The sequence below is a fragment of the Nocardia huaxiensis genome (assembly GCF_013744875.1).
Taxonomy (GTDB): domain Bacteria; phylum Actinomycetota; class Actinomycetes; order Mycobacteriales; family Mycobacteriaceae; genus Nocardia; species Nocardia huaxiensis.
The window spans coordinates 4,007,585-4,031,817 of sequence record NZ_CP059399.1; the positions used below are offsets into that span (position 1 = coordinate 4,007,585).

Annotated in this window: 16 protein-coding genes, 2 rRNA genes and 2 pseudogenes; 14 read left to right on the plus strand and 6 right to left on the minus strand. The window is 66.3% G+C overall.

Annotated elements, in window-relative coordinates; genetic code table 11:
- Positions 1 to 11 precede the first annotated feature (11 nt).
- The 3 genes and pseudogenes from H0264_RS17965 to H0264_RS17975 all read right to left on the minus strand — a co-directional run.
- Complete coding sequence (locus H0264_RS17965) at positions 12 to 1,049, minus strand: sensor histidine kinase (RefSeq protein ID WP_181585032.1); 1,038 nt, start codon at positions 1,047 to 1,049, stop codon at positions 12 to 14.
- Entirely contained in the window at positions 1,039 to 1,737 is a 699-nt protein-coding gene (locus tag H0264_RS17970; RefSeq protein ID WP_181585033.1) for a response regulator transcription factor, read from the minus strand. Before H0264_RS17970 ends, H0264_RS17965 begins: the two co-directional genes overlap by 11 nt.
- A 551-nt stretch (positions 1,738 to 2,288) precedes the next feature.
- A pseudogene (locus H0264_RS17975) lies at positions 2,289 to 3,377 on the minus strand (hypothetical protein); the annotation flags it as partial.
- 161 nt (positions 3,378 to 3,538) lie between these two features.
- On the opposite strand from H0264_RS17975, the gene H0264_RS17980 reads away from it, so the two are divergent.
- The 6 genes from H0264_RS17980 (at position 3,539) to H0264_RS18005 (ending at position 8,737) form a co-directional block, all read left to right on the plus strand.
- Entirely contained in the window at positions 3,539 to 4,204 is a 666-nt protein-coding gene (locus H0264_RS17980) for a glycosyltransferase family 2 protein (protein ID WP_181585035.1), read from the plus strand.
- 218 nt (positions 4,205 to 4,422) lie between these two features.
- Positions 4,423 to 5,178 carry a TIGR04282 family arsenosugar biosynthesis glycosyltransferase gene (locus H0264_RS17985; RefSeq protein WP_231086410.1) on the plus strand — a complete coding sequence of 252 codons (756 nt, stop codon included), beginning with the start codon at positions 4,423 to 4,425 and terminating at the stop codon, positions 5,176 to 5,178.
- Complete coding sequence (locus H0264_RS17990) at positions 5,175 to 6,365, plus strand: molybdopterin-dependent oxidoreductase (RefSeq protein WP_181585037.1); 1,191 nt, start codon at positions 5,175 to 5,177, stop codon at positions 6,363 to 6,365. The genes H0264_RS17985 and H0264_RS17990 overlap by 4 nt, the downstream gene beginning before the upstream one ends.
- Positions 6,362 to 6,790: a hypothetical protein gene (locus H0264_RS17995; RefSeq protein ID WP_181585038.1), complete on the plus strand. Its 429-nt coding sequence runs from the start codon at positions 6,362 to 6,364 to the stop codon at positions 6,788 to 6,790. Before H0264_RS17990 ends, H0264_RS17995 begins: the two co-directional genes overlap by 4 nt.
- On the plus strand, positions 6,790 to 7,494 hold the full coding sequence (locus H0264_RS18000; protein WP_181585039.1) for a flavodoxin family protein: 705 nt from the start codon (positions 6,790 to 6,792) through the stop codon (positions 7,492 to 7,494). The genes H0264_RS17995 and H0264_RS18000 overlap by 1 nt, the downstream gene beginning before the upstream one ends.
- A gap of 49 nt (positions 7,495 to 7,543) precedes the next feature.
- A complete protein-coding gene (locus H0264_RS18005) occupies positions 7,544 to 8,737 on the plus strand; it encodes a low temperature requirement protein A (protein WP_181585040.1) in 1,194 nt (397 codons plus the stop codon).
- A 22-nt stretch (positions 8,738 to 8,759) separates the two neighbouring features.
- On the opposite strand, the gene H0264_RS18010 is transcribed toward H0264_RS18005, so the two are convergent.
- A complete protein-coding gene (locus H0264_RS18010) occupies positions 8,760 to 9,479 on the minus strand; it encodes a DsbA family oxidoreductase (protein WP_181585041.1) in 720 nt (239 codons plus the stop codon).
- Positions 9,480 to 9,655: 176 nt separating this feature from the next.
- Between H0264_RS18010 and H0264_RS18015 the strand changes: the two genes are divergently transcribed.
- The 4 genes and pseudogenes from H0264_RS18015 to H0264_RS38635 form a co-directional block, all read left to right on the plus strand.
- Positions 9,656 to 10,828: an NAD(P)/FAD-dependent oxidoreductase gene (locus H0264_RS18015; RefSeq protein ID WP_181585042.1), complete on the plus strand. Its 1,173-nt coding sequence runs from the start codon at positions 9,656 to 9,658 to the stop codon at positions 10,826 to 10,828.
- 84 nt (positions 10,829 to 10,912) lie between these two features.
- Entirely contained in the window at positions 10,913 to 11,842 is a 930-nt protein-coding gene (locus H0264_RS18020) for an RNA polymerase sigma-70 factor (RefSeq protein ID WP_181585043.1), read from the plus strand.
- Between the two features lie 33 nt (positions 11,843 to 11,875).
- Positions 11,876 to 12,499 (plus strand): DNA-3-methyladenine glycosylase, encoded by a 624-nt coding sequence (locus H0264_RS18025; RefSeq protein ID WP_181585044.1) that lies wholly within the window; start codon positions 11,876 to 11,878, stop codon positions 12,497 to 12,499.
- A 55-nt stretch (positions 12,500 to 12,554) separates the two neighbouring features.
- Positions 12,555 to 13,004 (plus strand): annotated as a pseudogene (locus H0264_RS38635) (Clp protease N-terminal domain-containing protein); the annotation flags it as partial.
- A 26-nt stretch (positions 13,005 to 13,030) separates the two neighbouring features.
- On the opposite strand, the gene H0264_RS18030 reads toward H0264_RS38635, so the two are convergent.
- A complete protein-coding gene (locus tag H0264_RS18030) occupies positions 13,031 to 14,485 on the minus strand; it encodes a 2-isopropylmalate synthase (RefSeq protein WP_244976215.1) in 1,455 nt (484 codons plus the stop codon).
- 251 nt (positions 14,486 to 14,736) lie between these two features.
- On the opposite strand from H0264_RS18030, the gene H0264_RS18035 reads away from it, so the two are divergent.
- Complete coding sequence (locus H0264_RS18035; RefSeq protein WP_181585046.1) at positions 14,737 to 15,408, plus strand: FadR/GntR family transcriptional regulator; 672 nt, start codon at positions 14,737 to 14,739, stop codon at positions 15,406 to 15,408.
- 220 nt (positions 15,409 to 15,628) lie between these two features.
- Here the strand turns inward: H0264_RS18035 and H0264_RS18040 are convergent, their stop codons facing one another.
- The gene (locus H0264_RS18040; protein ID WP_181585047.1) at positions 15,629 to 17,245 is read right to left on the minus strand and encodes an immunity 49 family protein; all 1,617 of its coding nucleotides are present in this window, start codon (positions 17,243 to 17,245) and stop codon (positions 15,629 to 15,631) included.
- 62 nt (positions 17,246 to 17,307) lie between these two features.
- Between H0264_RS18040 and tyrS the strand changes: the two genes are divergently transcribed.
- The 3 genes from tyrS to H0264_RS18055 all read left to right on the plus strand — a co-directional run bounded on the left by tyrS (position 17,308) and on the right by H0264_RS18055 (position 24,102).
- Entirely contained in the window at positions 17,308 to 18,591 is a 1,284-nt protein-coding gene (gene tyrS / locus H0264_RS18045) for a tyrosine--tRNA ligase (RefSeq protein WP_181585048.1), read from the plus strand.
- Positions 18,592 to 19,161: 570 nt separating this feature from the next.
- Positions 19,162 to 20,678 (plus strand): 16S ribosomal RNA (locus H0264_RS18050).
- 318 nt (positions 20,679 to 20,996) lie between these two features.
- Positions 20,997 to 24,102, plus strand: a 23S ribosomal RNA gene (locus H0264_RS18055).
- The 16S and 23S rRNA genes sit together here, the layout of an rRNA operon.
- Positions 24,103 to 24,233: the final 131 nt, after the last annotated feature.

Genomic DNA, 24,233 nt, shown 5'->3' on the forward strand with positions numbered 1-24,233 from the left:
ATCGGGGCACGTTACGCGGAGACCTGCTGAGCAGGCGGCAGCGGCAGGGTGATTTCGAATCGTGCTCCCGCGGTGTGGTTCTCGACGCGGATGTCGCCGCTGTGGGCTGCGATCAGCCCGGCGGCGATGGCCAGGCCCATGCCGCTGCTGCTGCCCAGCTCGGCCGCGCCGGGGGAGCGGGCCGAGCTGCCGCGGTAGGCGACTTCGAAGATGCGGGGGAGGTCCTTGGCGGCGACGCCGGGTCCGGTGTCGTCGACGCGGGCCCAGGCGTGGCCGTCGGTGATTCCGGAGGAGATGTCGATGCGGCCGCCCGGCGGGGTGTGGGCGATGGCGTTGACGACCAGGTTGGTGAGGACTCGGCCGAGGGCACGGTCATTGCCCGCCACCATGATTCGATTCTCGGGCTGCTGGGCGGTGAGGGTGATGCGGGCGCGCAGGGCGGTGGGCTGGTTGGCGGCGAGCACCTCGTCGACGAGTTCGCGCAGATCCAGTGGTTCCAGTTCCAGCCGCAACGCGCCGGAGTTGATCTTCGACATCTCGAAGAGGTCGTCCACCATGGCCGAGAGCCGATGCGTATCGCGCACAATGCCATCCGCGTACCGCTTCACATCCCGGGGCTGATCCACCACCCCGTCCGCGAGCGCCTCCGCCATGGCGCGAATGCCGGCCAGGGGAGTGCGCAGGTCGTGGCTCACCCAGGCCACCAGTTCGCGCCGGGATTGTTCGGCGGCGCGCTCCTTGTCGCGCATCTGCCGCTCCCACACCGTGGCCCGCGCCTGTTCGCGACCGAGCAGGATCGCGGCGGGCACCGTCACCGCGGTCACCACCGCCAGCACGACGGCGGTGCGCTCGAATTCGTCGCCGAACATGAGACCGCTCACCGCGACCACCCCGGCCAGCGTCGCCAGCGTCGGAATCAATACCAGCACAGCCATACTCGTGGTCATGGCCCGGCCGCGGGTGTAGCGCAGCAGCAGCGCGCCGACCAGCACCACCGGCACCGATCCCGCCAGCGCGTACCCGACCAGCCCGGTGGTGTCAGTCGGCACCGTCGTCTCCCGTCGTGGACTCCACTCGGCCCCAGGCGTACCCGCGCCCCCAGACGGTTTCGATCCGGTGGGCCGCGCCCAGTTTGGCGCGCAACCGCTTGATGTGCACGGTCACCGTGGACAGATCCCCGAAACTCCACCCCCACACCTCGGCCAGCAGTTCGGTGCGGCTGAACACCCGCCGCTGGTGCGCGAGCAGGAAGGCGAGCAGATCGAATTCGCGCGCCGTCAACTCCACCGGTGTTCCCGCGACCAGCACCGCACGTGCCGCCTTCCGCAATTCCACGTCATCGCCGCGCAGCACCTCCTCCACGGCGGGTGCGGGCCGGGCCCGCCGCAGCACCGACGCCACCCGCAGGGCCAGTTCCCGTGGGCTGAACGGCTTGGTCACGTAATCGTCGGCCCCCGACTGCAATCCGATGACCCGATCGTCCTCCTCGCCGAGCGCCGTGAGCAGAATGATCGGCATATCCGCGTGTGGCCCCGACCGCACCTGCCGGCACAGTTCGATCCCGTCCGGCGCGGGCATCATCACATCCAGGATCGCCAGCGCGATCTCATTGCGCGCCAGCACTTCCGCCGTCGCGGGCCCGTCCGCGGTCTCCACCACGGTCAACCCGTCCCGCTCCAGATACCGGCGCACCACCTCGCGGACCACCGGATCGTCATCGGCCACCAGAATGCGCATGGTCCTCACCAATTCGTCAGAACAAAATGATTGATCAACAGTGCCCCCGCGGCCTGCACCCCCAGCCACACCCGCGCGTCCCCGCGCGTGAGCAGCCCGGTGCCCGCCGCCACCCACACCCCGAACGGCAGCCAAATCCGTTCCGTCTCAGCCTTACTCAAGCCACTGGCATCTGCGAGCAGAATCGCCCCCACCCCCGCCGCCGCGAGCAACGCCGCCGGATCCACCACCGCCCGCCACCGCGCGAGACCGTCCCGGCCCGCCTCGACCATGCGTTGACCGCCGCTTGCCGAGGGGTTCTTCGTCGCGGAGGGCTGCGATTCGGTGGACGCTTCGTGCGTCGATGTGGCGGTGACGACGGCGCGCCGATCATACGAGACCGCGTCGGCGGCAACGGCATTCGGGGTTTTCGGCTCGTCCGGGGCGGCGCGGGCCGTGCGGGCGTGCGGCTCGGGGGACGTGTCCTCGGCCGTGATCGTGTGCGAGGGGGTGTCGGCACTGTATGCATCGCGGTAGGCGTCGGCGGTGTCGCGCGGGCGCGGCGGTGACCACAATGCCGTGAGATGGAGACCGCGTAGCACGCGGGGCAGGGCGGCCGCGCCGGCGAGGCCGACCGCGCACACGGTCGCGGCGAGGTTCGCCCAGACCCAGTAGGAGTACGGGCGCTCGCTGGCGATGCCCTGGTAATACCGTTGCACTACAAGGTGATAGCCGTCCAGCCACCAGAACCCGGCGAATGCGAAGAGGGCGACCACCGCAAGCGCGCCGAGCACGGCGGGCAGCAGTGGGCGGAAGCTGCGGGCCGTCAGGACCGCGAGTGCGGGGACCGCCATCAGCACCATGCCGTAGCTCAGAAACAGCCCGAAGCCGAACGCGATGCCCGCGGCGACGGCCGCGAGCACCCACCCCTCCCATTGCCGGGTCGCGACGGCCAGTGCGGCCACAGCCCAGGCCGTGACGCCGGTGAACAGGGCGTCCGCCGACACCGCCAGCCAGATCGCGGCCGGGGTGAGGGCGAGGAAAGGCGCTGCGGCGCGGGCGGTTTCCACCGCGCCCAGCGCGCGCAAGGTCACGAGCACGGCCGCGGCGGCGCTGCTGCCGCCGAGCAGGCAGAGCAGTCCGGCCCATGCGCCGCCGCCGAGTCCGAGGCGGTCCAGCAGCACGAACGCCAGCAGCGCGCCCGGAGGGTGTCCGGAGACGTGGGTGGTCCAGGAATCCGGCTGGAAATCCAGGATGCGGCCGGAGAATCCGCGCACCATGGCCCCGATGTCGTGGACGACGCCGACCTCGTGGAGGTATTCGTCGCGGGTGGTGAGCCGTCCGGCGAAGCCGCGCTGCCAGCCGTCCACCATGGCCAGGGCGAACGCCCACGCCGCCGCCGTCAGCCAGGTCGCGCCCAGTAGTTGCCGCCACGGCAGGCGGCGCGCGGCGATCGGACCGCAGGCGACGACCGCGACCGCGATCCCGAGAGCCGGGCCGGTGCCCCAGCCGATATGCGGCAGCCAGGTCCCGAACAGCGGCGCGGCCCCCGCGTACAACCGGCTGCGCCACGGTTCGCCCATTATTCGCGGAACAGTGACGGCCAGCGCGACCAGCAGGACCGCGCCCGCGGCCCAGCGCACCTCGGCCCGGCGCGTCAGGCCACGCGCCTCGAGAGTCGGGAGAGTGTTCCGCACGAATCCCAACACTAGGCCGCCGCCCCGCGTTTTCCCCCTGAACTGGGCGTCCGCACCGCGCCCGTCATACTTTCGTCATCCGTGTCGGGGGTTCCGAACAGGCTCATCGGCCCTACGGTCGAGCCGTGACCGAATCGAACGAGGAATCCGGCGTCACGGTCGTGATCCCGTGTCGCGATGAAGCCGGCGCCCTGCCGGGCGTACTTTCGGCAATCCCCTCCGGCTATCGGGTGATCGTGGTGGACAACGGTTCCACCGACAGCACCGCCGCCGTCGCTCGCGCCGCCGGCGCCACCGTCGTCCCCGAACCCGTGCCCGGCTACGGCAGCGCGGTGCACACCGGAATTCTGGCCGCCCGCACCGGGATCGTCGCCGTCCTGGACGGTGACGGCTCCATGGACCCGCGCGAACTCCCCACTCTCGTAGCCGAATTGGCCCCGGACATCGACATGGTCGTCGGCCGCCGCCGCCCCGCCGCGTCCTCCGCCTGGCCCTGGCACGCCCGCCTCGGCAACCTGCTCGTCGCCCTGCGCCTGCGCCGCCGCTACGGCCTGCCCGTCCACGATGTCGCTGCCATGCGTGTCACCCACCGCGACCGTCTGCTGGCCCTCGGCCCCCTGCACCCCCGCTCCGGCTACCCCCTCGCCCTCCTGGTCGCCGCCGCCGGCGCGGGCTGGCGCCTGATCGAACGCGACATCACCTACCGCCCGAGAACCCATGGCGCATCCAAGGTTTCCGGCTCACTGCGCGGCACGCTCCGCGCCGCCAAGGACTTCTGGAGTGTCCGATGACCCAGCATCCTGGCACCGACTCCGCCGCCGCGCCGCACCTCGCGGCCGCCGTGACACCGCTCGCCCTGCAGGCGCCGCTCGCCGGGCCAGCGCACGCCCCACAGCAGGGCGTTGGCGCGAGGCGGACTTCGCCGGTCAACGCCCACCACTCAGAGTGTCTTCCTGCGGGCGCTGTCGATGACGCCAGGCGATCAGCGGATCCCGCCGTACGGTCCGTCGTGGACGTGACCCTGGTCGTGATCGCCAAGGCGCCCATTGCCGGTTTCGCCAAAACTCGCCTGACACCACCCTTTTCGCCGAGCGAGGCCGCTGAACTGGCCGCCGCAGCGCTGCTCGATACGCTGGATTCGGTCCGTGCGGCCCCGGTCCGGAACCGGGTGGTGGCATGGACCGGAGATCTCGCGCACGCCGCGAAGTCCGAGGAAATCGCCACGGCGCTACGGGATTTCGTGGTGATCCCGCAACGCGGCGACGACTTCGCCCGGCGGCTGGTCCAGGCGCACGCGGACGCGGGCGCACTGGGTTGCCCGATTCTCCAGATCGGCATGGACACACCGCAGTTGACGGCCGCCGACCTCACCGCTGCGGCGAGTCGCCTGGTGCGAACCGGCGACACTGTTCTCGGCCCCGCCGCGGACGGCGGCTGGTGGGCGCTGGGTGTGACCGACCCGCACGCGGCCCGGGTGCTCGCGGATGTACCCATGTCTACCCCGAGGACCGGTGTACTGACTCGGGAAGCCTTGCGCGCCAGCGGATATCGCGTCCACAACCTGTCGGTCCACACCGATGTCGACACGTATCCCGACGCACTCGAGGTGGCAGCGAAGGCGACCGGTCGTTTCGCTGACCTCGTGCGGCGTCACACCGCCGAAGGGCGGCATCCGAACGGAAGCGGACCGGCGGATCGCCCGCGTCCGGCGCTCGCGTCATACGGTGCCCGCACGCCGGAACCTGAACCAGTGAGTCGAGCATGAGCAATAGAACTGGTGGCGAACAGATTTCGGCGGACCAGAGCGAGCCGGAACCGGCCTACCTGCTTCCGGGAGCCATATCGCGGCGCATCTCCTCCGCGCGTGGCCCAGCGGTGGCGGCCCGAGCCGGAATCGTTCTGGGCATCGCCGTCACGGTCTGCTTCCTGACCGGTTTGATCAGCCATTGGATCCAGCACCCGCCGGGATGGTTCGCCTGGCCCGCGCATCCGGTCTGGCTGTACCGTGTCACCCAGGGCGCGCATGTCATCACCGGGGTGGTGGCCATCCCACTGCTGCTGGTGAAGCTCTGGTCGGTGTATCCACGCCTGTTCGCGCGACCCTTGCTCGGTAATCCCTTCCACCTGCTGGAGCGCGGATCCATTGCACTGCTTGTAGGTTCGGTCATCTTCCAGCTGTTCACCGGGCTCCTCAATATCGCCCAGGTCTACCCCTGGAAGTTCTTCTTCACCACCACCCACTACGCCGTGGCCTACCTTGCGGCAGGCGCGCTGGCCGTGCATCTGGCGGTGAAGCTGCCCGTGGTGCGCTCGGCGCTGTCTCGTCGCTGCGACGAAGCGGAAACCTCCGAGCGCGCGGGCGCGTCGCGACGGACGGTGCTGTTCGCCGGGGGAGCGGCCGCCCTCGTCGCGGGCCTGTCGGTGGCGGGGCAGACCGTCCCGTTCCTGCGCGGTCTGGCCGTGCTGGCCCCGCGCAGTGGTGAAGGGCCACAAGGTGTTCCGGTCAACCGCACGGCCGCGGCCGCAGGGGTGGCCGGGCGGGCCACCGCGGCTGATTACGCCCTGACGGTCACGGCCGGCGACCGCACGCGCGCCTTCACCCGTGCCGACCTCGAATCCCTGCCACAGCACGCGGCCGACCTGCCGATCGCGTGCGTGGAGGGCTGGAGCGCCTCGGCCCGCTGGTCGGGTGTGCGCCTGCGCGACCTGCTCGCGGCCGTCGGCGAATACCGCGGCGGCGCGGTGCGATTCAGCTCGCTGGAGGGCGGCGGCATCTATCGCACCTCGACCCTGCCGCACACGCACGTCATTGCCGCCGACACCCTGATCGCCCTGCGCCTCAACGGCGCGGATCTGAATCTCGACCACGGATATCCGTGCCGCCTTATCGCCCCGAACCGTCCGGGAGTCCTGCAGACTAAATGGCTGTCGACCATCGAGGAGCTGCCGTGATCGCCGCCCGGGTCCTGCTCGCCCTCGCCGGGGTCTGGCTCGCCGCGTACGGCATCTCCGAACTGCTGGATTTCCCTCCGGCCGACCTGAAGTCGGCGGCCCTGTGGTTCGCGGGCGGAATCCTCGTGCACGACGGCATTTTCGCGCCCCTGTGCGCGGCTGCCGGTGTCACCGCCCGCCGATTCCTGCCGCCCCGCCTGTGGGCGCCCCTGGCCTGCGGTGCGGTCTGCACGGTCACGCTGCTCCTGCTCGCGGTCCCGGTGACGAGCCTCGACGGTGCGATTTCCGGCAACCCGACACTGCGCGACCGCCCGTACGCGCTCGGACTCGCGCTGGCCCTGCTCGCGATCTGGTTGCTGGTGGCCGCCGTAATTCTGCTGCGGCACAGAGTATTCCGTCAGAGAACCCTGAAAGGTGAAGAGTAATGCCCGATTTCGCCGACCTGCGTGCCCTGTTCATCAACTGCACGCTGAAACGCTCTCCCGCGCGCAGCAATACGCAGGGCCTGATCGATCTCAGCGCCCGCATAATGGCGAAGAACGGCGTCACCGTCTCGCATATCCGCCCCGTCGACCACGATATCGCCACCGGCGTCTGGCCGGATATGACCGAGCACGGCTGGGAAACCGACGAGTGGCCCGCCCTGCAGCGCCAGGTCATGGACGCCCACATCCTGGTGCTGGCGGGCCCGATCTGGCTGGGCGACAACAGTTCGGTCATGAAGCAGGTGATCGAGCGCCTGTACGCCAACTCCAGCGTGCTCAACGAGGCCGGCCAGTACGCCTACTACGGCCGGGTCGGCGGCTGCCTCATCACCGGCAACGAGGACGGCATCAAACACTGCGCCATGAACGTCCTCTACAGCCTGCAGCACATCGGCTATGCCATTCCGCCGCAGGCGGATGCGGGCTGGATCGGCGAGGCGGGTCCGGGCCCGTCCTATCTCGACCCCGGTTCCGGCGGCCCGGAGAACGATTTCACCAACCGCAACACCACCTTCATGACCTGGAACCTCATGCATCTGGCCCGCCTGCTGGTGGACGCGGGCGGATTTCCCGCACACGGCAACCAGCGCAGCGAGTGGGACGCGGGCTGTCGCTTCGATTTCGAGAATCCGGAATACCGTTGAACAGACTGTCTGGTCGGCAATTGCCCTCGGGAGGCACTACGATCTGCCGGTGACCAGCAACAACCCCCATACGGCCGCGGAGGCTGCCGAGGACGCCGCCGAAGGTGGTCAGCTCAAAGCCTCCACCCTGGAACTGTTCTTCGATCTCGTCTTCGTCTTCACCATCACCCAGCTGACCCACGCCTTCACCCACCATCCGGGCTGGCAGGCCGTCGGTCAGATCGCCATCATGTTCGGCGTCATCTGGTGGATGTACGACGGCTACGTCTGGCTCACCAACGAGGTGGCCCCCAACAGCTCCAATCGCCGCACCTTCCTGCTGGTCGGCATGTTCGGCTTCTTCGTGCTGGCGCTGGCGATTCCGGACGCTTTCACCGGTTCCGGCCTCGCCTTCGGGCTGGCCTACGTGCTCGTGAACACCGTGCACACCGGGCTTTTCGCGGTCTCCGGCGGCAAGGCGGCGCTCGCGGCCGTCCTGCGACTGGCTCCGCTCAACGCGGTCTCCGCGGGCCTGGTACTGGGCGGCGGCCTCATCCACGGCTGGCCGCGCTACCTGCTCTGGACGCTGGCGCTGGTGGTGCAGATCGTCAGCCCGTATCTCATGGATCCGGGCGGCTTCACCATTCGCGCCAGCCACTTCTGCGAACGGCACGGCCTGGTAGTCATTGTGGCGCTGGGCGAGTCGGTCGTGGCGATGGGCGTGGGCCTGGCGGGCATGGACATCACCGTCGGGCTGATCGCCATGGTCGCGATTTCACTGACTCTCGGATACGTCCTGTGGTGGGCGTACTTCGGCCTCGACGACGAACGCGGCGAACACGCGCTCAGCGCCCTGCCCGGTCCCGAACGCGCCCGCCCGGCCGTGCTCGCCTACGGCTACTCGCTGTACCTGCTCATGCTCGGCATCATTCTGACCGCCGCCGGGATCAAGATGACCATCGCGCACGGCAACGAGCCCGCCTCGGCCGCCGCCGCGCTGGCGCTGTCCGGCGGCGTGGCGCTGTTCTTCCTGGGGCAGTGCACTTTCCGGCTCACTCTGAAACTGCCGCGCGCCTGGTTCCGGCTGCTCGGCGCGGTGGCGGTGCTCGCCACCGCGGCCGTCGGCACCCTCTGGGTGGCCTGGGGTCAGCTGGTGGTGCTGGTGGTCGTCGCGTACGGCTTCGTCATCGCGGACGACATCTTCAGCATTCGCTCCGGTGACCGCAGCTCCTACACCCAGCGGACCAGTTTCGGGCAGCACTGAGCCGCTCGATTCCGTTCCGGCCTCAATTCCGTTCCGGCACAGCGCAACCGTCGGGTCCGCAGGCGTCCGCGCCGCCCACGATCTCGAGCTCCGGCGCGTGATCGCTCCACGCCTGTTCCAGGGCCTGGGTGAACACCTCCGGCGGCTGCGCGCCCGACACGCCGTACTTGCGATCGAGCACGAAGAACGGCACGCCGCGCGCACCGAGCCGGGCGGCCTCGGCCTCGTCGGCGCGCACCGCGTCGGCGTAGGCGGTCGGATCGTCGAGCACCGCGCGCACGCCCGCCTCGTCGAATCCGGCCTCGACGGCGACGCGGACCAGGCGCTCGGCATCACCGAACAGCGGCTGCTCGGAAGCGAAATTGGCGGCGTACAGGGCGTCGATCATGGCGTCCTGCCTGCCCAATTCCAGGGCGTGATGCAGCAGCCGGTGCATGTCGAAGCTGTTGCCGAAGTCGCGGCCCTCGGTCCGGTAGGTCAGCCCCACGGCCTCGGCCTGCGCGGCGATACCGCGTTCGTTCGCGGCGGCCTGCGCCTCGCTGATCCCGTACTTCTCCGCGATATGCGGCACGACGGCGTCGCTGTGATCCTTGGCCAGCGTCGGATCCAACTCGAAGGACCGGTGCACGACCCGCACGCTGTCGCGATGCGGGAACGCCTCCAGAGCCTCCTCGAACCGCCGCTTCCCCAGGTAGCAGAACGGGCAGTTGATATCGGTCCAGATTTCGACCTCGACAGCCATCACACCTCATTCGTCGAACGTTTGCGCTGGCCAGGGATCCGGCCGCCGGATTCTGCAACCACCGTGACGGCCGCGAGATTCCCAGTGGCGCAGGTCACACCGAGCAGTTGTCACGTCCCGGGCGGCTGTCCTGTCCCATAGCCGACCCCAACGAACGAGCCACCCGGGAGCACGCCATGAACACCCACGAGATCGTCATCCTCGGCGCCGGCTACACCGGCCTGATCGCCGCCGCGCGCCTGGCCCGCAACACCCGCAAGCTGAACACCCGCATCACCCTGGTGAACCCGTCGCCGCGCTTCACCGAACGCCTGCGCATGCACCAGGTCGCCGCCGGGCAGGAACTCACCGACTACCGGATCCCGGAACTCCTGGACGGCACCGGCGTCGAATTCCGCCAGGCCGCCGCCACCGCCATCGATCCCACCGCGCGCCGGGTCACCCTCGACGACGGCGCGATCCTGACCTACGACACCCTGGTCTACGCCCTCGGCAGTGCCACCGACACCAGCATCGTGCCCGGCGCGGCCGACCATGCGTGGACCCTGAACGATCCCCGTGCGGCACACCACTTCTCGCGACGCCTGCCCGAAATCGCCGCTGCCGGAGGCACAGTCACCGTCTGCGGTGGTGGGCTCACCGGCATCGAAGCGGCCGCCGAAATCGCCGAAGCGCACCCCGGTCTCACCGTGAACCTGGTCAGCGCAACCGAACTCGGCGCGATGATGGGCGACAAGGCCCGCGCCCACCTGAACAAGGTCCTGGACCGCCTGGGCGTGGTGCGCACGATCGGCGTCAAGGTCACCAAGGTGCTGCCCGACGCCGTGCGCCTGGACACCGGCGAACTCCTCGCCTCGGACCTGACCCTGTGGACCACCGGCGTCAAGGTCTCGCCGCTGGCCGCGCAGGCCGGAATCGCCACCGACGCACGGGGTCTCGTCCTCACCGACCCCACCCTGCGCTCGGTCTCGCACCCCGACATCCACGCCATCGGCGACGCCGCCCTGGTGCGTCAGGCCTGGGGTCAGATCCACGGCACCTGCCAGAGCGGCGTGGTCACCGCCGACTACACCGCCACCGTCATCGCCCGGCTGCTGCGCGGAAAGGCCGTGCGGCCCTTGCGTTTCGGCTACTTCCACCAGCCGGTCAGCCTGGGCCGCAAGGACGGCGTCATCCAGTTCACCAAGGCCGACGACACACCGAACCGGTGGTACCTCAAGGGCAAGGCCGCGGTGATCTACAAGGAGCAGGTCAGCAGCACCCCGCCGGTGGCCGCGAAAATGACCCGCTACGTGAAACTCCCGGTGCAGCTGTCGAAGGGCGGCCGCGCCACCCGCAAGGCCGCGTGACGATCCACGGCATGGGCCGGAGCGCCGCCGGGTAATCCGGCCCCATGTGGACGTCCCCGACTCCAGACCGGTAGGTATGAGTCCATGCAGGACCACAGCACCGACACGCCGAGCGAGACCGCGCCCGCGCGCGATGCGACGATCGACCCGTTCGTCGAACACCGCCGGCTGCTCTTCGGCACCGCCTATCGCATGCTGGGCAGCGTCGCCGACGCCGAGGACATCCTGCAGGACACCTGGCTGAAATGGAATGCGGTGGACCGGAATTCGGTGGAACACCCGAAGTCCTACCTGGTGCGCACCGTCACCAACCTCTCGCTCAACCGTCTCACCTCCGCCCGCGCCACCCGCGAGACCTACGTCGGCCCGTGGCTACCCGAACCCCTGCTCACCACGACCGCCGACGCCGCAGAGGAGACCGAGATGGCCGACACCGTGTCGACCGCCATGCTCGTCGTCCTCGAAACGCTCAACCCGACCGAGCGCGCCGTCTTCGTGCTGCGCGAGGTCTTCGGCTACTCCTACGCCGAGATCGGCGGCTTCCTCGACCGGCCCGAGGCCACCGTGCGCCAGATCTCGCACCGCGCCCGCTCGCATGTGCACTCCCGCCGCCCACGCTTCGACGCCGATGACGCCGCGCGCCAGGAGATCACCGAGAAGTTCATGGCCGCCTGCCACGGCGGCGACCTCAATGCGCTCATGTCGCTGCTGGCTCCCGAGGTCACGCTGTGGAACGACGGTGGCGGCCTCATCACCGCGGCCCGCCGCCCGCTGCACGGACCGGATCATGTGGCGCGCTGGATGCTCGGCGTCATGGCCAAGCCGGCGTCCGCGGGCATCCGCCTCGAATCCGCCGTCGTCAATGGCGAATTGAGCATTATCGGCAGCATCGGCGACTATCGCCTGGGCGCGCTCACCTACGACATACGTGAGGGCCGCATCGAGAACCTGCGCTTCCAGGTGAACCCGCAGAAGCTGAGCGGCATTCAGGCGGCGGGGGAGCCCACCGCCTGAGGGCCCCGGGACGGTGGGAGAGAATCGGTAACCGTGTCAGCCGAGGAACTCGCCGTCGAACCCCTGAGCGCGGCCCGGCGACTGCTCGGCGCGACCCTGTGGTCTGGTGCGATCGGCCTGCGCATCGTGGAGGTCGAGGCCTATGGCGGCGACCCGGCCGGACCGTGGCCCGACCCGGCCGCGCACTCCTATCCCGGCCCGACCGCCCGCAATGCCGTCATGTTCGGCCCGCCCGGAATGCTCTACGTCTACCTCAGCTACGGCATGCACACCTGCGTGAACGTCACCACCGGACCCGACGGCACCGCCAGTGCCGTGCTGCTGCGCGCGGGCGAGATCATCGAGGGCCACGAGATCGTCCGCACCCGCCGGCGCGCCGCTCGCAAGGACGCCGACTTGGCAAGGGGGCCCGGCAATCTCGGCAGCGCGCTCGGAATCACCCTGGACGACTACGGAACTCCGCTGTTCGCCCCGGATTCGTCCATCCGTCTGCAGCTCGGCCCCGAAATCACCGACCCCGCAGGCATTTCCGTCGGTCCTCGGGTGGGCGTGAGTGTGGCCGCCGACGTGCCGTGGCGACTGTGGCTGCCGGACTCCCCGGCGGTGTCGGCCTACCGCCGCAGCCCGCGCGCCCCGCGCCTCGAACGCCCCGCATGATCATGCCCTTTTCCCTTACTGTGGATGGATATACCGCGCTGTCCCAGGGGGTTTCATGTTCGAACGCTTCACCGACCGCGCCCGCCGCACCGTCGTGCTGGCGCAGGAGGAGGCCCGCGCCCTCGACCACAACTACATCGGCACCGAGCACCTGCTGCTCGGCCTGATCGCCGAGCGGGAAGGGCTGGCCGCGCGGGCGCTGAACGAACTCGGCATCGAGGGCGAGGCAGTGCGCGACCGGATCGAAGCGATCATCGGCAGGGGCAACACGCCGCCCAGCGGGCATGTGCCGTTCACGCCGCGATCGAAGACGGTGCTGGAGCTGTCGCTGCGCGAGGCACTCCAGGTGGGGGACAACCACATCGGCACCGAGCACCTGCTGCTGGCCCTGGTCACCGAGGGCGAGGGCATCGCCGCGCAGGTGCTCACCAAAATGGGCGCCGACCGGGACCGGTTGCGCGACAAGCTCTTTCAGCTCATCGGCACCCGGCCCGCGCCCACCGGTCAGGACGAGCCCCCGCCGCCTGCGGGTTACGTCAGGGTGTCCGTGGCCGAAGTCCTGCAGCGGCTCGCGTCGGTGGAACGCCGTGTCGCCGAACTCGAGTCGCGGCTCGGCCCGGAAGATGCCGACGGAGCGGACGCGTCCACCGGCACCTCGTAGAACTCGGCGAACAGCTCCCGTAGCCGCTGCGCCGGCACCTCCGTCCCGGTCTCATCGGTGTAGCGCTGGACGTACCGAGCGAACTCGACCTGCTGCTGCCGGGACAGTGCCAGCCCGTACTCCTGCTCCAGCAGATACGCGATACCGCCCTTGCCGGACTGCGAATTGACCCGGATCACCGCATCATAGGAGCGCCCCACATCGGCCGGGTCGATCGGCAGATACGGTATACGCCAGTCGATTTCGCGCTCGGATACCCCCAGCCGATCGGCGCGCGCCCGATGCTCGGCGAAACCCTTCTTGATCGCGTCCTGATGCGTCCCCGAGAAGGCCGTGTACACCAGATCGCCCGCGTACGGATGCCGCTCGGGCACCGGCAGCCGCGTGCAGTGCTCAACGGTCCGGCGCACCCCGTCGATATCGGAGAAGTCGATCATCGGATCAACCCCCTGTGCGTGCAGATTCAGCGCCAGCGTCGCCAGATCCACATTTCCGGTGCGCTCACCATTGCCGAACACGCAGCCCTCCACCCGCTGCGCGCCCGCCAGCATCGCCAATTCCGCACAGGCCACCCCGGTTCCGCGATCATTGTGCGGATGCACCGACAGGATCACGCTGTCCCGCCGCGCCAGATTCCGGTGCATGTACTCGATCTGATCGGCGTACACATTCGGCGTCGCCACCTCGACCGTGGTCGGCAGATTCAGGGTCACCGGCCGCTGCGGCGTGGCCTGCCACAGCGTAGTCATCCGATCGCACACCTCCAGTGCGTAATCCGGCTCGGTCAGCATGAAAACCTCGGGGGAGAACTGGAATCGCACATTCGGCAGGCCCCCGGCCAGCTCCAGAATCCGGCGGCCACCCGCGACGATGATGTCGGTCAGCTCGTCCCGCGACGCCCCCAGCACCACCTCCCGCCACACCGGCGCGGTCGCGGTGTACATGTGGATGACCACCCGATTGGACAGTCCCCGAACGGATTCCACGCTGCGCTCGATCAGGTCCGCACGCGCCGGGGTGAACACCACGATGGTGACATCCTCCGGCGCGAGACTCTCCGTGCCGATCAGTCGCACGAAATCGAAATCGGTCTGCGAGGCGCTCGGATACCCGACCTCGATCTCCTTGTAGCCCATGGCCACCAACATCTCGAAGAACCGCCGCTTGCGCGCCGGATCCATGGGCTCGGCCAGCGCCTGATTGCCGTCGCGCAGATCGACCGGCACCCACAGAGGTGCGGCGGTGATCCGGTTGGAGGGCCAGGTGCGTTCCGTCAGCGGCACCGAAACCCGTTGATACACATCGCGATACCGATGCGACGGCATTACGGACGGCTGCTGGGCATTCCAGTTCGCGGGAGCGGAGACGGAACTCGGGGGAGTGGTAACAGAAGAGATGTTCACTGCGTGCTCTTTCGCGTCGATTCTCGTGACCGGCGCAGCACAACAGCCCCGCATACGGGGTGCCGGTCGATCAGACCCCGCCGCGGCAGCGAAGGAGGAGAAGGGCACCCGAAAGCATGTGGCCTAGACTAGAAGACAATCACTCCTCAGACAAGTAGAGAGGCCGGAGACCGATGGCCCAGGTACAACGGCATCCCCTCGCCGCACAGGCCGCCGAGGTACTGCTCACCCGCATACGCGCCGGGGAATGGGAACTCGGCCACCGCCTGCCCGGCGAGACCACCCTCGCCGCCCAGCTCGGCGTCGGCCGCTCCACCCTGCGCGAGGCCATCCGCGAACTCGCCGGCCAGGGGGTGCTCGAAAGCCGCCAGGGCGCAGGCGTTTTCCTCACCGCCCTCGATGTCACCGAGGACTGGGACACCATCCTGCGCCGCGCCGACATCGTCACCGTCATCGAGGCCCGCATCGCCATCGAGGCCGAAGCCGCCGCCCTGGCCGCCCGCCGCCGCACCCCCGCCGACCTGCGCACCATGCTCAAGGCCCTGAACCTGCGCGCCGAATCCGGCCCGGAGATCCCCACCCTCGTCGACGCCGACACCGCGTTCCACCGCACGGTCATCGCCGCCTCCCACAACGACATCCTGCTGGAGATGTTCAACGCCTTCGTCCCGCGCTCGAGGCACGCCATGATCGACATGCTCCGCATCCACCCCGTCCCCGATGCCCGCGCCGACCACGACGCCCACGAAACCCTCTACGACGCCATCCGCGCCCGCGACCCCGAAGCCGCCGCCACCGCCAGCCGCGTCCACCTCACCGCCCTGAAGACTGCCTTCGACCGCTAGCCCGCCGCCTTCGCCCAGGTTCGTGAAGCGCTGCCCCACAACACAATCCCCTCCGCAGTCGATGACGATCGGCGGCGGGCGTGCTCGACAGCACTCCCCGCTCACCGCCGGGGCATGAGCCATGCGCCCTCGACCACACGCCATTTCGGGCAAGCAGGTAGTCGGCTTCGGCCGTGATCGCCACCCACCGTCCGCCTGACCGATCAGGCGGACGCCCGGTTCACCGCGTCGACGTGAGCCACGCGCCTTCGATCACCCTGCGCGGCAGATAGTCGGATTCGACGGTGATCGGGAAGCCTTGATCGGCGGCGCGGCACGCCAGGCCGAGCACCTCGAAGTTCAGCTGCCCATCGAACTGGTCGCTCCTGGATCCGGAGCTGTAGAAGGTGCTGTACCGGGTCAATGCCTCGGCAAGGGCGGAATCGAATCCCGCGTGGTCGCCCGCTACCAGCCGTTCCAGCAGCCGCGTCCGTGGCTGTTCCACATACTGCGCATAGTCGCCCGAGCCGGGCGCTTCCAATGCCGCCCGCAGCGCATCGCGGGGGTCCCCGCCCTGCACGAGTGCCCGAATCGCCTGTGCGAAACCGGTTGGCGGCTCCTCGCTCTCGCGCCGGAATCGGCGAACGCTCGCGAGGATGTCGAGAGCCGCCGCCGATCGAGTCGTCCATGCCAGCGCGACCGCATGGGTATAGGCGCTGCCGGAGGCGTAGCTGTCATCCACCTCGCCGGCGGGGAGTTCGGTGGTCCGGCCCTCGACGGTCACCGCGATCATGCTGCCGGGCGGAGCGGTCACCAGCTTGAAGGCCTGAGCTGCTGCCTCGGTTGCCCGCGTGAGGACCTCCCAGCTGCGCGGATCCTCGAACCGGGGATCGAGCACGGACCGGTAGCCCTGTTCCGCGCGAAGATCGGACGCGATGCAGTACACGACGTTGAACCACCCCGACAGACTGCCGTCGAACCGCTGGATGGCGTCGATCCTGCGCTGCGCCACGCGCGGATTCCGGTCCAGCCACTCGGCGGCGACTTCGGCTGCGCACTCGGGCCGGGCGATCGGTCCTCCGTCGGCCCGGGGTACCACCGGCCCCGCTCCGGTGACCAGCCGCACCGGCAGGTACCCGGATTCGACCCCGATCGGCATTCCAGCCATATGCGCGAGCGCCGCCAACCCGACCGCCTCCCACGAGATCAGATCCTTGGCCAGCTGCCGATACCCGCCCTCGCGCATGTCCCGGACCCGGGCACTCGCCGCGTCCCGATGCCGCCGCAACACCCTGATCAGCGCATCATCGAACAGGTCCGCATCGCGGCGCTCGATCGCCCGCAGAGCCGGCCCGACATGCCCGTCCAGCGTCCGCGTATCCATGTCCTGCCCCGACCAAAGCGCCACCAGCGCTTGCCCTTCCGCATGGTCGTCCGGGCAGAGCTCCGCCAGCTGCTCGAGCACCGCGTCGAATCGCAGACCGAGCGCCGGCCACCAGGCCGCGTCCCACTCTCGGACCGTCAGCGCCTCGTCACCCTTCGTGAAGCGGAAGTAGTGCGAGGCGTACCCCGCATTGGCGAAGCAGTCGGAGTGCTTCGGCGCGGCCTGACCTTCGACGAAGTCCCGGAACAGCACGACCGCGCTCCGCAGGGCCAGCCAGGTCTCCCGCTCTTCGACCTCCGGATCGAGCTCGACCGTCCGCGCACCGACATACTCGAGCAGCACCTCGCCGAGCCACCGCACCCCCGACAGTCCGCCCGCCTCCGCCGCCCGCGCCTGCTCGGCATACCTGGTGCGCACAAATTCGATTGCGGCGGAAGGGGTTTGCTCGGGCACACTGTGTCGATCGACGCGCATGGGACGCGATGCTATTGCCCGGTGCGCGAGTCCACCATCGAGGTACGGAAAGATAGGGAGCCGTGACCGGCGACATCATTGACGAACTGACCTGGCGCGGACTGATCGCGCAGTCCACCGATCTGGACGCCCTGCGCGCGGATCTGGCCAAAGGCCCGTTGACGCTCTATGCCGGCTTCGACCCCACCGCGGCCTCCCTGCATGCCGGGCACCTGGTCCCGCTGCTGGCGCTGAAGCGCTTCCAGGCCGCGGGCCATCGCCCGATCGTGCTCGCGGGCGGCGCGACCGGCATGATCGGCGACCCCCGCGATGTCGGCGAGCGCACCATGAACTCCTCCGACACGGTGGCCGAGTGGGCGGGCCGCATCCGCTCCCAGCTCGAGCGTTTCGTCGACCTCGACGATTCCCCGACCGGCGCGATCATCGCCAACAATATGGACTGGACCGGCTCGCTGAGCACTGTCGACTTCCTGCGTGACATCGGCAAGCACTTCTCGGTGAACGTCATGCTGGCTCGCGACACGGTGAAGCGCCGCCTGGAGTCCGACGGCATCTCCTACACCGAGTTCTCCTACATGCTGCTACAGGCCAACGACTTCGTGCAGCTGCGCCGCACGCACGGCTGCCGCCTGCAGGTCGGCGGCTCGGATCAGTGGGGCAACATCATCGCCGGCGTGGAGCTCAATCGCCGCGTCGACGGCGAACACGTGCACGCCCTGACCGTCCCCCTGGTGACCTCGGCCGACGGCAAGAAGTTCGGCAAGTCCACCGGCGGCGGCAGCCTCTGGCTCGACCCGGAGATGACCAGCCCCTACGCCTGGTACCAGTACTTCGTGAACACGGCCGACGTCGATGTGGTCCGCTACCTGCGCTGGTTCACCTTCCTGTCCCGCGAGGAACTGGACGAGCTCGAGCAGGCCACGACCGAGCGCCCGCACGCCCGCGAGGCCCAGCGCCGGCTCGCCGCCGAAATGACGACCCTCGTGCACGGCGAGGAGCACACCCGCTCGGTGCAGCTGGCCAGCCAGGCCCTGTTCGGTCGCGGCGAACTCCGCGAGCTGAACGAGTCCACGCTGTCCGCGGCGCTGACCGAGGCGGCGGTCGACGGCAAGGTCGCCGAGGCCAAGCCCGGCGACACCATCGTCGACCTGCTGGTGGCCTCCGGCCTGTCGGAGAGCCGGGGCGCGGCCCGCCGCGCTGTCAATGAGGGTGGCGCATCGGTGAACAACGAGAAGATCTCCGATCTGGAGTGGACCCCGTCGGACGCCGACTACCTGCACGGAAGCTGGCTGGTCCTGCGCCGCGGCAAGAAGAACTTCGCCGGCGTGCGCCGAGCGGGTCAGTAGGGACGAACCGGACGGAAGGTCCGAAAAGCCCGATACGAAAACAAGATCGCCGAGAGCTGGGTCACAAAACAGTGCCCCGACCCGGCGATCTTGTCGTTTCGGGGGTCCGCGACCTGCGCAGACACCGCCGTCACCAGGCGATTTGCATCTGCGTTTTCCTGGGCGTAACTTAGTCCAGGTCAGAGCGACACGGACACCGACCGGATGCCAGACGCCCAGCTCAGAGGCTGGAAACGCGGGCCCGGAAACGAGGTTGTACGAGGAGCGCCTGACAATGAACACCCAGCCGAGATCTCGAACTTGACTCTGTTGAGTCTCGCGGTTAGGCTGGAAAAGTTGCCCGGTTGGACATCTGATCAGTTTAGATAGAAGACCTGTGCGTGTGTTCTTTGAGAACTCAATAGTGTGTCGATGAATGTCAGTGCCAATAATTTATTGGTTTCGGCATCCGCCCCCCGTGTGGGTGTCGAACATTTAGTCAGCTTAATTTCCGAGCTGGCGTTTATTTTGCTGGGTTTTCGGACTCACGTTTACTTCTGATTGCCTCCTTCGGGAGGGAATTGAGAGTCTTCAACGGAGAGTTTGATCCTGGCTCAGGACGAACGCTGGCGGCGTGCTTAACACATGCAAGTCGAGCGGTAAGGCCCTTCGGGGTACACGAGCGGCGAACGGGTGAGTAACACGTGGGTGATCTGCCTCGCACTCTGGGATAAGCCTGGGAAACTGGGTCTAATACCGGATATGAGCAGCCTCTGCATGGGGGTTGTTGGAAAGGTTTACTGGTGCGAGATGGGCCCGCGGCCTATCAGCTTGTTGGTGGGGTAATGGCCTACCAAGGCGACGACGGGTAGCCGGCCTGAGAGGGCGACCGGCCACACTGGGACTGAGACACGGCCCAGACTCCTACGGGAGGCAGCAGTGGGGAATATTGCACAATGGGCGAAAGCCTGATGCAGCGACGCCGCGTGAGGGATGACGGCCTTCGGGTTGTAAACCTCTTTCGACAGGGACGAAGCGCAAGTGACGGTACCTGTAGAAGAAGCACCGGCCAACTACGTGCCAGCAGCCGCGGTAATACGTAGGGTGCGAGCGTTGTCCGGAATTACTGGGCGTAAAGAGCTTGTAGGCGGTCTGTCACGTCGATTGTGAAAACTCGCGGCTCAACCGCGAGCCTGCAGTCGATACGGGCAGACTAGAGTACTTCAGGGGAGACTGGAATTCCTGGTGTAGCGGTGAAATGCGCAGATATCAGGAGGAACACCGGTGGCGAAGGCGGGTCTCTGGGAAGTAACTGACGCTGAGAAGCGAAAGCGTGGGTAGCGAACAGGATTAGATACCCTGGTAGTCCACGCCGTAAACGGTGGGTACTAGGTGTGGGTTTCCTTCCACGGGATCCGTGCCGTAGCTAACGCATTAAGTACCCCGCCTGGGGAGTACGGCCGCAAGGCTAAAACTCAAAGGAATTGACGGGGGCCCGCACAAGCGGCGGAGCATGTGGATTAATTCGATGCAACGCGAAGAACCTTACCTGGGTTTGACATACACCGGAAAGCCATAGAGATATGGCCCCCCTTGTGGTCGGTGTACAGGTGGTGCATGGCTGTCGTCAGCTCGTGTCGTGAGATGTTGGGTTAAGTCCCGCAACGAGCGCAACCCTTATCTTATGTTGCCAGCGCGTAATGGCGGGGACTCGTGAGAGACTGCCGGGGTCAACTCGGAGGAAGGTGGGGACGACGTCAAGTCATCATGCCCCTTATGTCCAGGGCTTCACACATGCTACAATGGCCGGTACAGAGGGCTGCGATACCGTGAGGTGGAGCGAATCCCTTAAAGCCGGTCTCAGTTCGGATCGGGGTCTGCAACTCGACCCCGTGAAGTTGGAGTCGCTAGTAATCGCAGATCAGCAACGCTGCGGTGAATACGTTCCCGGGCCTTGTACACACCGCCCGTCACGTCATGAAAGTCGGTAACACCCGAAGCCAGTGGCCTAACCCTTGTGGAGGGAGCTGTCGAAGGTGGGATTGGCGATTGGGACGAAGTCGTAACAAGGTAGCCGTACCGGAAGGTGCGGCTGGATCACCTCCTTTCTAAGGAGCATCTAGCGCATGTCACCTCGAACAGTCGAGAGAGACTGCGCCAGAGCCGTTTCGGACTCACACGTAGTCCGGCGGAGCTCATGGGTGGAACACTGACAACCTCTTTCCATCAAGTTCGGTCCCATGTGGCCGGCAGGGAAGATATATCGGCACACTGTTGGGTCCTGAAAGAACAGACGTTCTTTCCAGGCAAAAAACGACGAGACTGGCTTTCAGTCATACCGCGGGGAATTGCTCCGGCTGGTGCTGAGTCAAGAGTTGGTCTTGTGTGTTGTTTGAGAACTGCACAGTGGACGCGAGCATCTTTGTTAGTAAGTGTGTAAGAGCGTACGGTGGATGCCTTGGCACCAGGAGCCGATGAAGGACGTAGGAGGCTGCGATAAGCCTCGGGGAGCTGTCAACCGAGCTGAGATCCGAGGATTTCCGAATGGGGAAACCCAGCACGAGTGATGTCGTGTTACCCGCGCCTGAATATATAGGGCGTGTGGAGGGAACGTGGGGAAGTGAAACATCTCAGTACCCACAGGAAGAGAAAACAACAGTGATTCCGTGAGTAGTGGCGAGCGAAAGCGGAAGAGGCTAAACCAGGAGCGCGTGATAGCCGGCAGGCGTTTCGTTCTTGGGGTTGTGGGACCTATCTTCCTAGTTCTGCCGAACTAGGCAACAGTAAGAAACCAGAGCGTTAGTCGAATTGGTCTGGGACGGCCAACCGTAGAGGGTGAGAGTCCTGTAGACGAAAACGATCTGGCTGTTGTGATGGGCACCCGAGTAGCAGCGGGCCCGTGAAATCTGCTGTGAATCTGTCGGGACCACCCGATAAGCCTGAATACTACCTGGTGACCGATAGCGGACTAGTACCGTGAGGGAAAGGTGAAAAGTACCCCGGGAGGGGAGTGAAATAGTACCTGAAACCGTGCGCTTACAATCCGTCAGAGCCCTCATTGTGGGGTGATGGCGTGCCTTTTGAAGAATGAGCCTGCGAGTCATCGGTGTGTGGCGAGGTTAACCCGTGTGGGGGAGCCGTAGCGAAAGCGAGTCCGAATAGGGCGAGTGAGTCGCACACTATGGACCCGAAGCGGAGTGATCTACCCATGGCCAGGGTGAAGCGACGGTAAGACGTCGTGGAGGCCCGAACCCACTTAGGTTGAAAACTGAGGGGATGAGCTGTGGGTAGGGGTGAAAGGCCAATCAAACTCCGTGATAGCTGGTTCTCCCCGAAATGCATTTAGGTGCAGCGTCGCGTGTTTCTCACCGGAGGTAGAGCTACTGGATGGCCTAGGGGGCCCACAAGCTTACCGAAGTCAGCCAAACTCCGAATGCCGGTGAGTGAGAGCGCGGCAGTGAGACTGTGGGGGATAAGCTTCATAGTCGAGAGGGAAACAGCCCAGATCGCCGGCTAAGGCCCCTAAGCGTGTACTAAGTGGAAAAGGATGTGGGGTCGCGAAGACAACCAGGAGGTTGGCTTAGAAGCAGCCACCCTTGAAAGAGTGCGTAATAGCTCACTGGTCAAGTGATCCTGCGCCGACAATGTAGCGGGGCTCAAGTACACCGCCGAAGCCGCGGCATTCACACATTATCCCGCCTTCGGGCCAGGAGTGTGGATGGGTAGGGGAGCGTCGTGTAGCCAGGGAAGCGGCGGAGTGATCCAGCCGTGGAGGCTGCGCGAGTGAGAATGCAGGCATGAGTAGCGAAAGACGAGTGAGAAACTCGTCCGCCGAATGACCAAGGGTTCCTGGGCCAGGTTAATCCGCCCAGGGTGAGTCGGGACCTAAGGCGAGGCCGACAGGCGTAGTCGATGGACAACGGGTTGATATTCCCGTACCCGTGTATCCGCGCCCAATGGCGAATCAGTTGTGCTAAGTATCCAAAAGCGGATGGACCTCCTTCGGGAGGCCGGAAGTGGCTGCATACGACCCTGGCTGTAGTAGTCAAGCGATGGGGTGACGCAGGAAGGTAGCTGGGCCAGGTGATGGAATACCTGGTGTAAGCCTGTAGGGCGTGGTGTAGGCAAATCCGCACCGCATACAGCCTGAGAGGTGATGCGTAGCCGATTGAGGCGAATTCAGTGATCCTATGCTGCCGAGAAAAGCCTCTAGTGAGTTGATACACGGCCCGTACCCCAAACCGACACAGGTGGTCAGGTAGAGAATACCAAGGCGATCGAGATAACTGTGGTTAAGGAACTCGGCAAAATGCCCCCGTAACTTCGGGAGAAGGGGGACCTTGCTTGGTGACATCCCTTGCGGATCGAGCTGAGTGAGGTCGCAGAGACCAGAGAGAAGCGACTGTTTACTAAAAACACAGGTCCGTGCGAAGTCGTAAGACGATGTATACGGACTGACGCCTGCCCGGTGCCGGAAGGTTAAGAGGACCGGTTAGCGCTTCGGCGCGAAGCTGAGAATTTAAGCCCCGGTAAACGGCGGTGGTAACTATAACCATCCTAAGGTAGCGAAATTCCTTGTCGGGTAAGTTCCGACCTGCACGAATGGCGTAACGACTTCTCTGCTGTCTCAACCACAGACTCGGCGAAATTGCAGTACGAGTAAAGATGCTCGTTACGCGCGGCAGGACGAAAAGACCCCGGGACCTTCACTATAGCTTGGTATTGGTGTTCGGTACGGTTTGTGTAGGATAGGTGGGAGACTGTGAAGCAGACACGCCAGTGTTTGTGGAGTCGTCGTTGAAATACCACTCTGATCGTATTGGACCTCTAACCTCGGACCCTGATCGGGTTCAGGGACAGTGCCTGGTGGGTAGTTTAACTGGGGCGGTTGCCTCCCAAAATGTAACGGAGGCGCCCAAAGGTTCCCTCAGCCTGGTTGGCAATCAGGTGTCGAGTGCAAGTGCACAAGGGAGCTTGACTGTGAGACCGACAGGTCGAGCAGGGACGAAAGTCGGGACTAGTGATCCGGCACCGGCAAGTGGAAGCGGTGTCGCTCAACGGATAAAAGGTACCCCGGGGATAACAGGCTGATCTTCCCCAAGAGTCCATATCGACGGGATGGTTTGGCACCTCGATGTCGGCTCGTCGCATCCTGGGGCTGGAGTAGGTCCCAAGGGTTGGGCTGTTCGCCCATTAAAGCGGCACGCGAGCTGGGTTTAGAACGTCGTGAGACAGTTCGGTCTCTATCCGCCGCGCGCGTCAGAAACTTGAGGAAGGCTGTCCCTAGTACGAGAGGACCGGGACGGACGAACCTCTGGTGTGCCAGTTGTTCCGCCAGGAGCACGGCTGGTTTGCTACGTTCGGAAGGGATAACCGCTGAAAGCATCTAAGCGGGAAGCCTGTTCCAAGATGAGGTTTCTCACCACCTTGAGTGGGTAAGGCCCCCGACAGACCATCGGGTTGATAGGCCGGAACTGGAAGCCAGGTAACTGGTGCAGGTGACCGGTACTAATAGGCCGAGGACTTACCAACAAAGAAGCTACGCGTCCACTGTGCGGTATCTGAAACAACACACACTGTGTTGGCGGATACGAAAGGGGCTGCGCCCCTTTCCATCCCCGATACGGGAGGAGGTCGGGGGCTAAGCCCCCGAACCCCCTTAT

Bases quoted from the DNA above. Each gene is read 5' to 3' on its own strand.
- H0264_RS17970 (WP_181585033.1), bottom strand. From the start codon at position 1,737: ATGCGCATTCTGGTGGCCGATGACGATCCGGTGGTCCGCGAGGTGGTG.
- H0264_RS18020 (WP_181585043.1), top strand. From the start codon at position 10,913: ATGCAGGACCACAGCACCGACACGCCGAGCGAGACCGCGCCCGCGCGC.
- H0264_RS17990 (WP_181585037.1), top strand. From the start codon at position 5,175: ATGAGCAATAGAACTGGTGGCGAACAGATTTCGGCGGACCAGAGCGAG.
- H0264_RS18030 (WP_244976215.1), bottom strand. From the start codon at position 14,485: ATGCCGTCGCATCGGTATCGCGATGTGTATCAACGGGTTTCGGTGCCG.
- H0264_RS18040 (WP_181585047.1), bottom strand. From the start codon at position 17,245: ATGCGCGTCGATCGACACAGTGTGCCCGAGCAAACCCCTTCCGCCGCA.
- H0264_RS18035 (WP_181585046.1), top strand. From the start codon at position 14,737: ATGGCCCAGGTACAACGGCATCCCCTCGCCGCACAGGCCGCCGAGGTA.
- H0264_RS18015 (WP_181585042.1), top strand. From the start codon at position 9,656: ATGAACACCCACGAGATCGTCATCCTCGGCGCCGGCTACACCGGCCTG.
- H0264_RS18000 (WP_181585039.1), top strand. From the start codon at position 6,790: ATGCCCGATTTCGCCGACCTGCGTGCCCTGTTCATCAACTGCACGCTG.
- H0264_RS18010 (WP_181585041.1), bottom strand. From the start codon at position 9,479: ATGGCTGTCGAGGTCGAAATCTGGACCGATATCAACTGCCCGTTCTGC.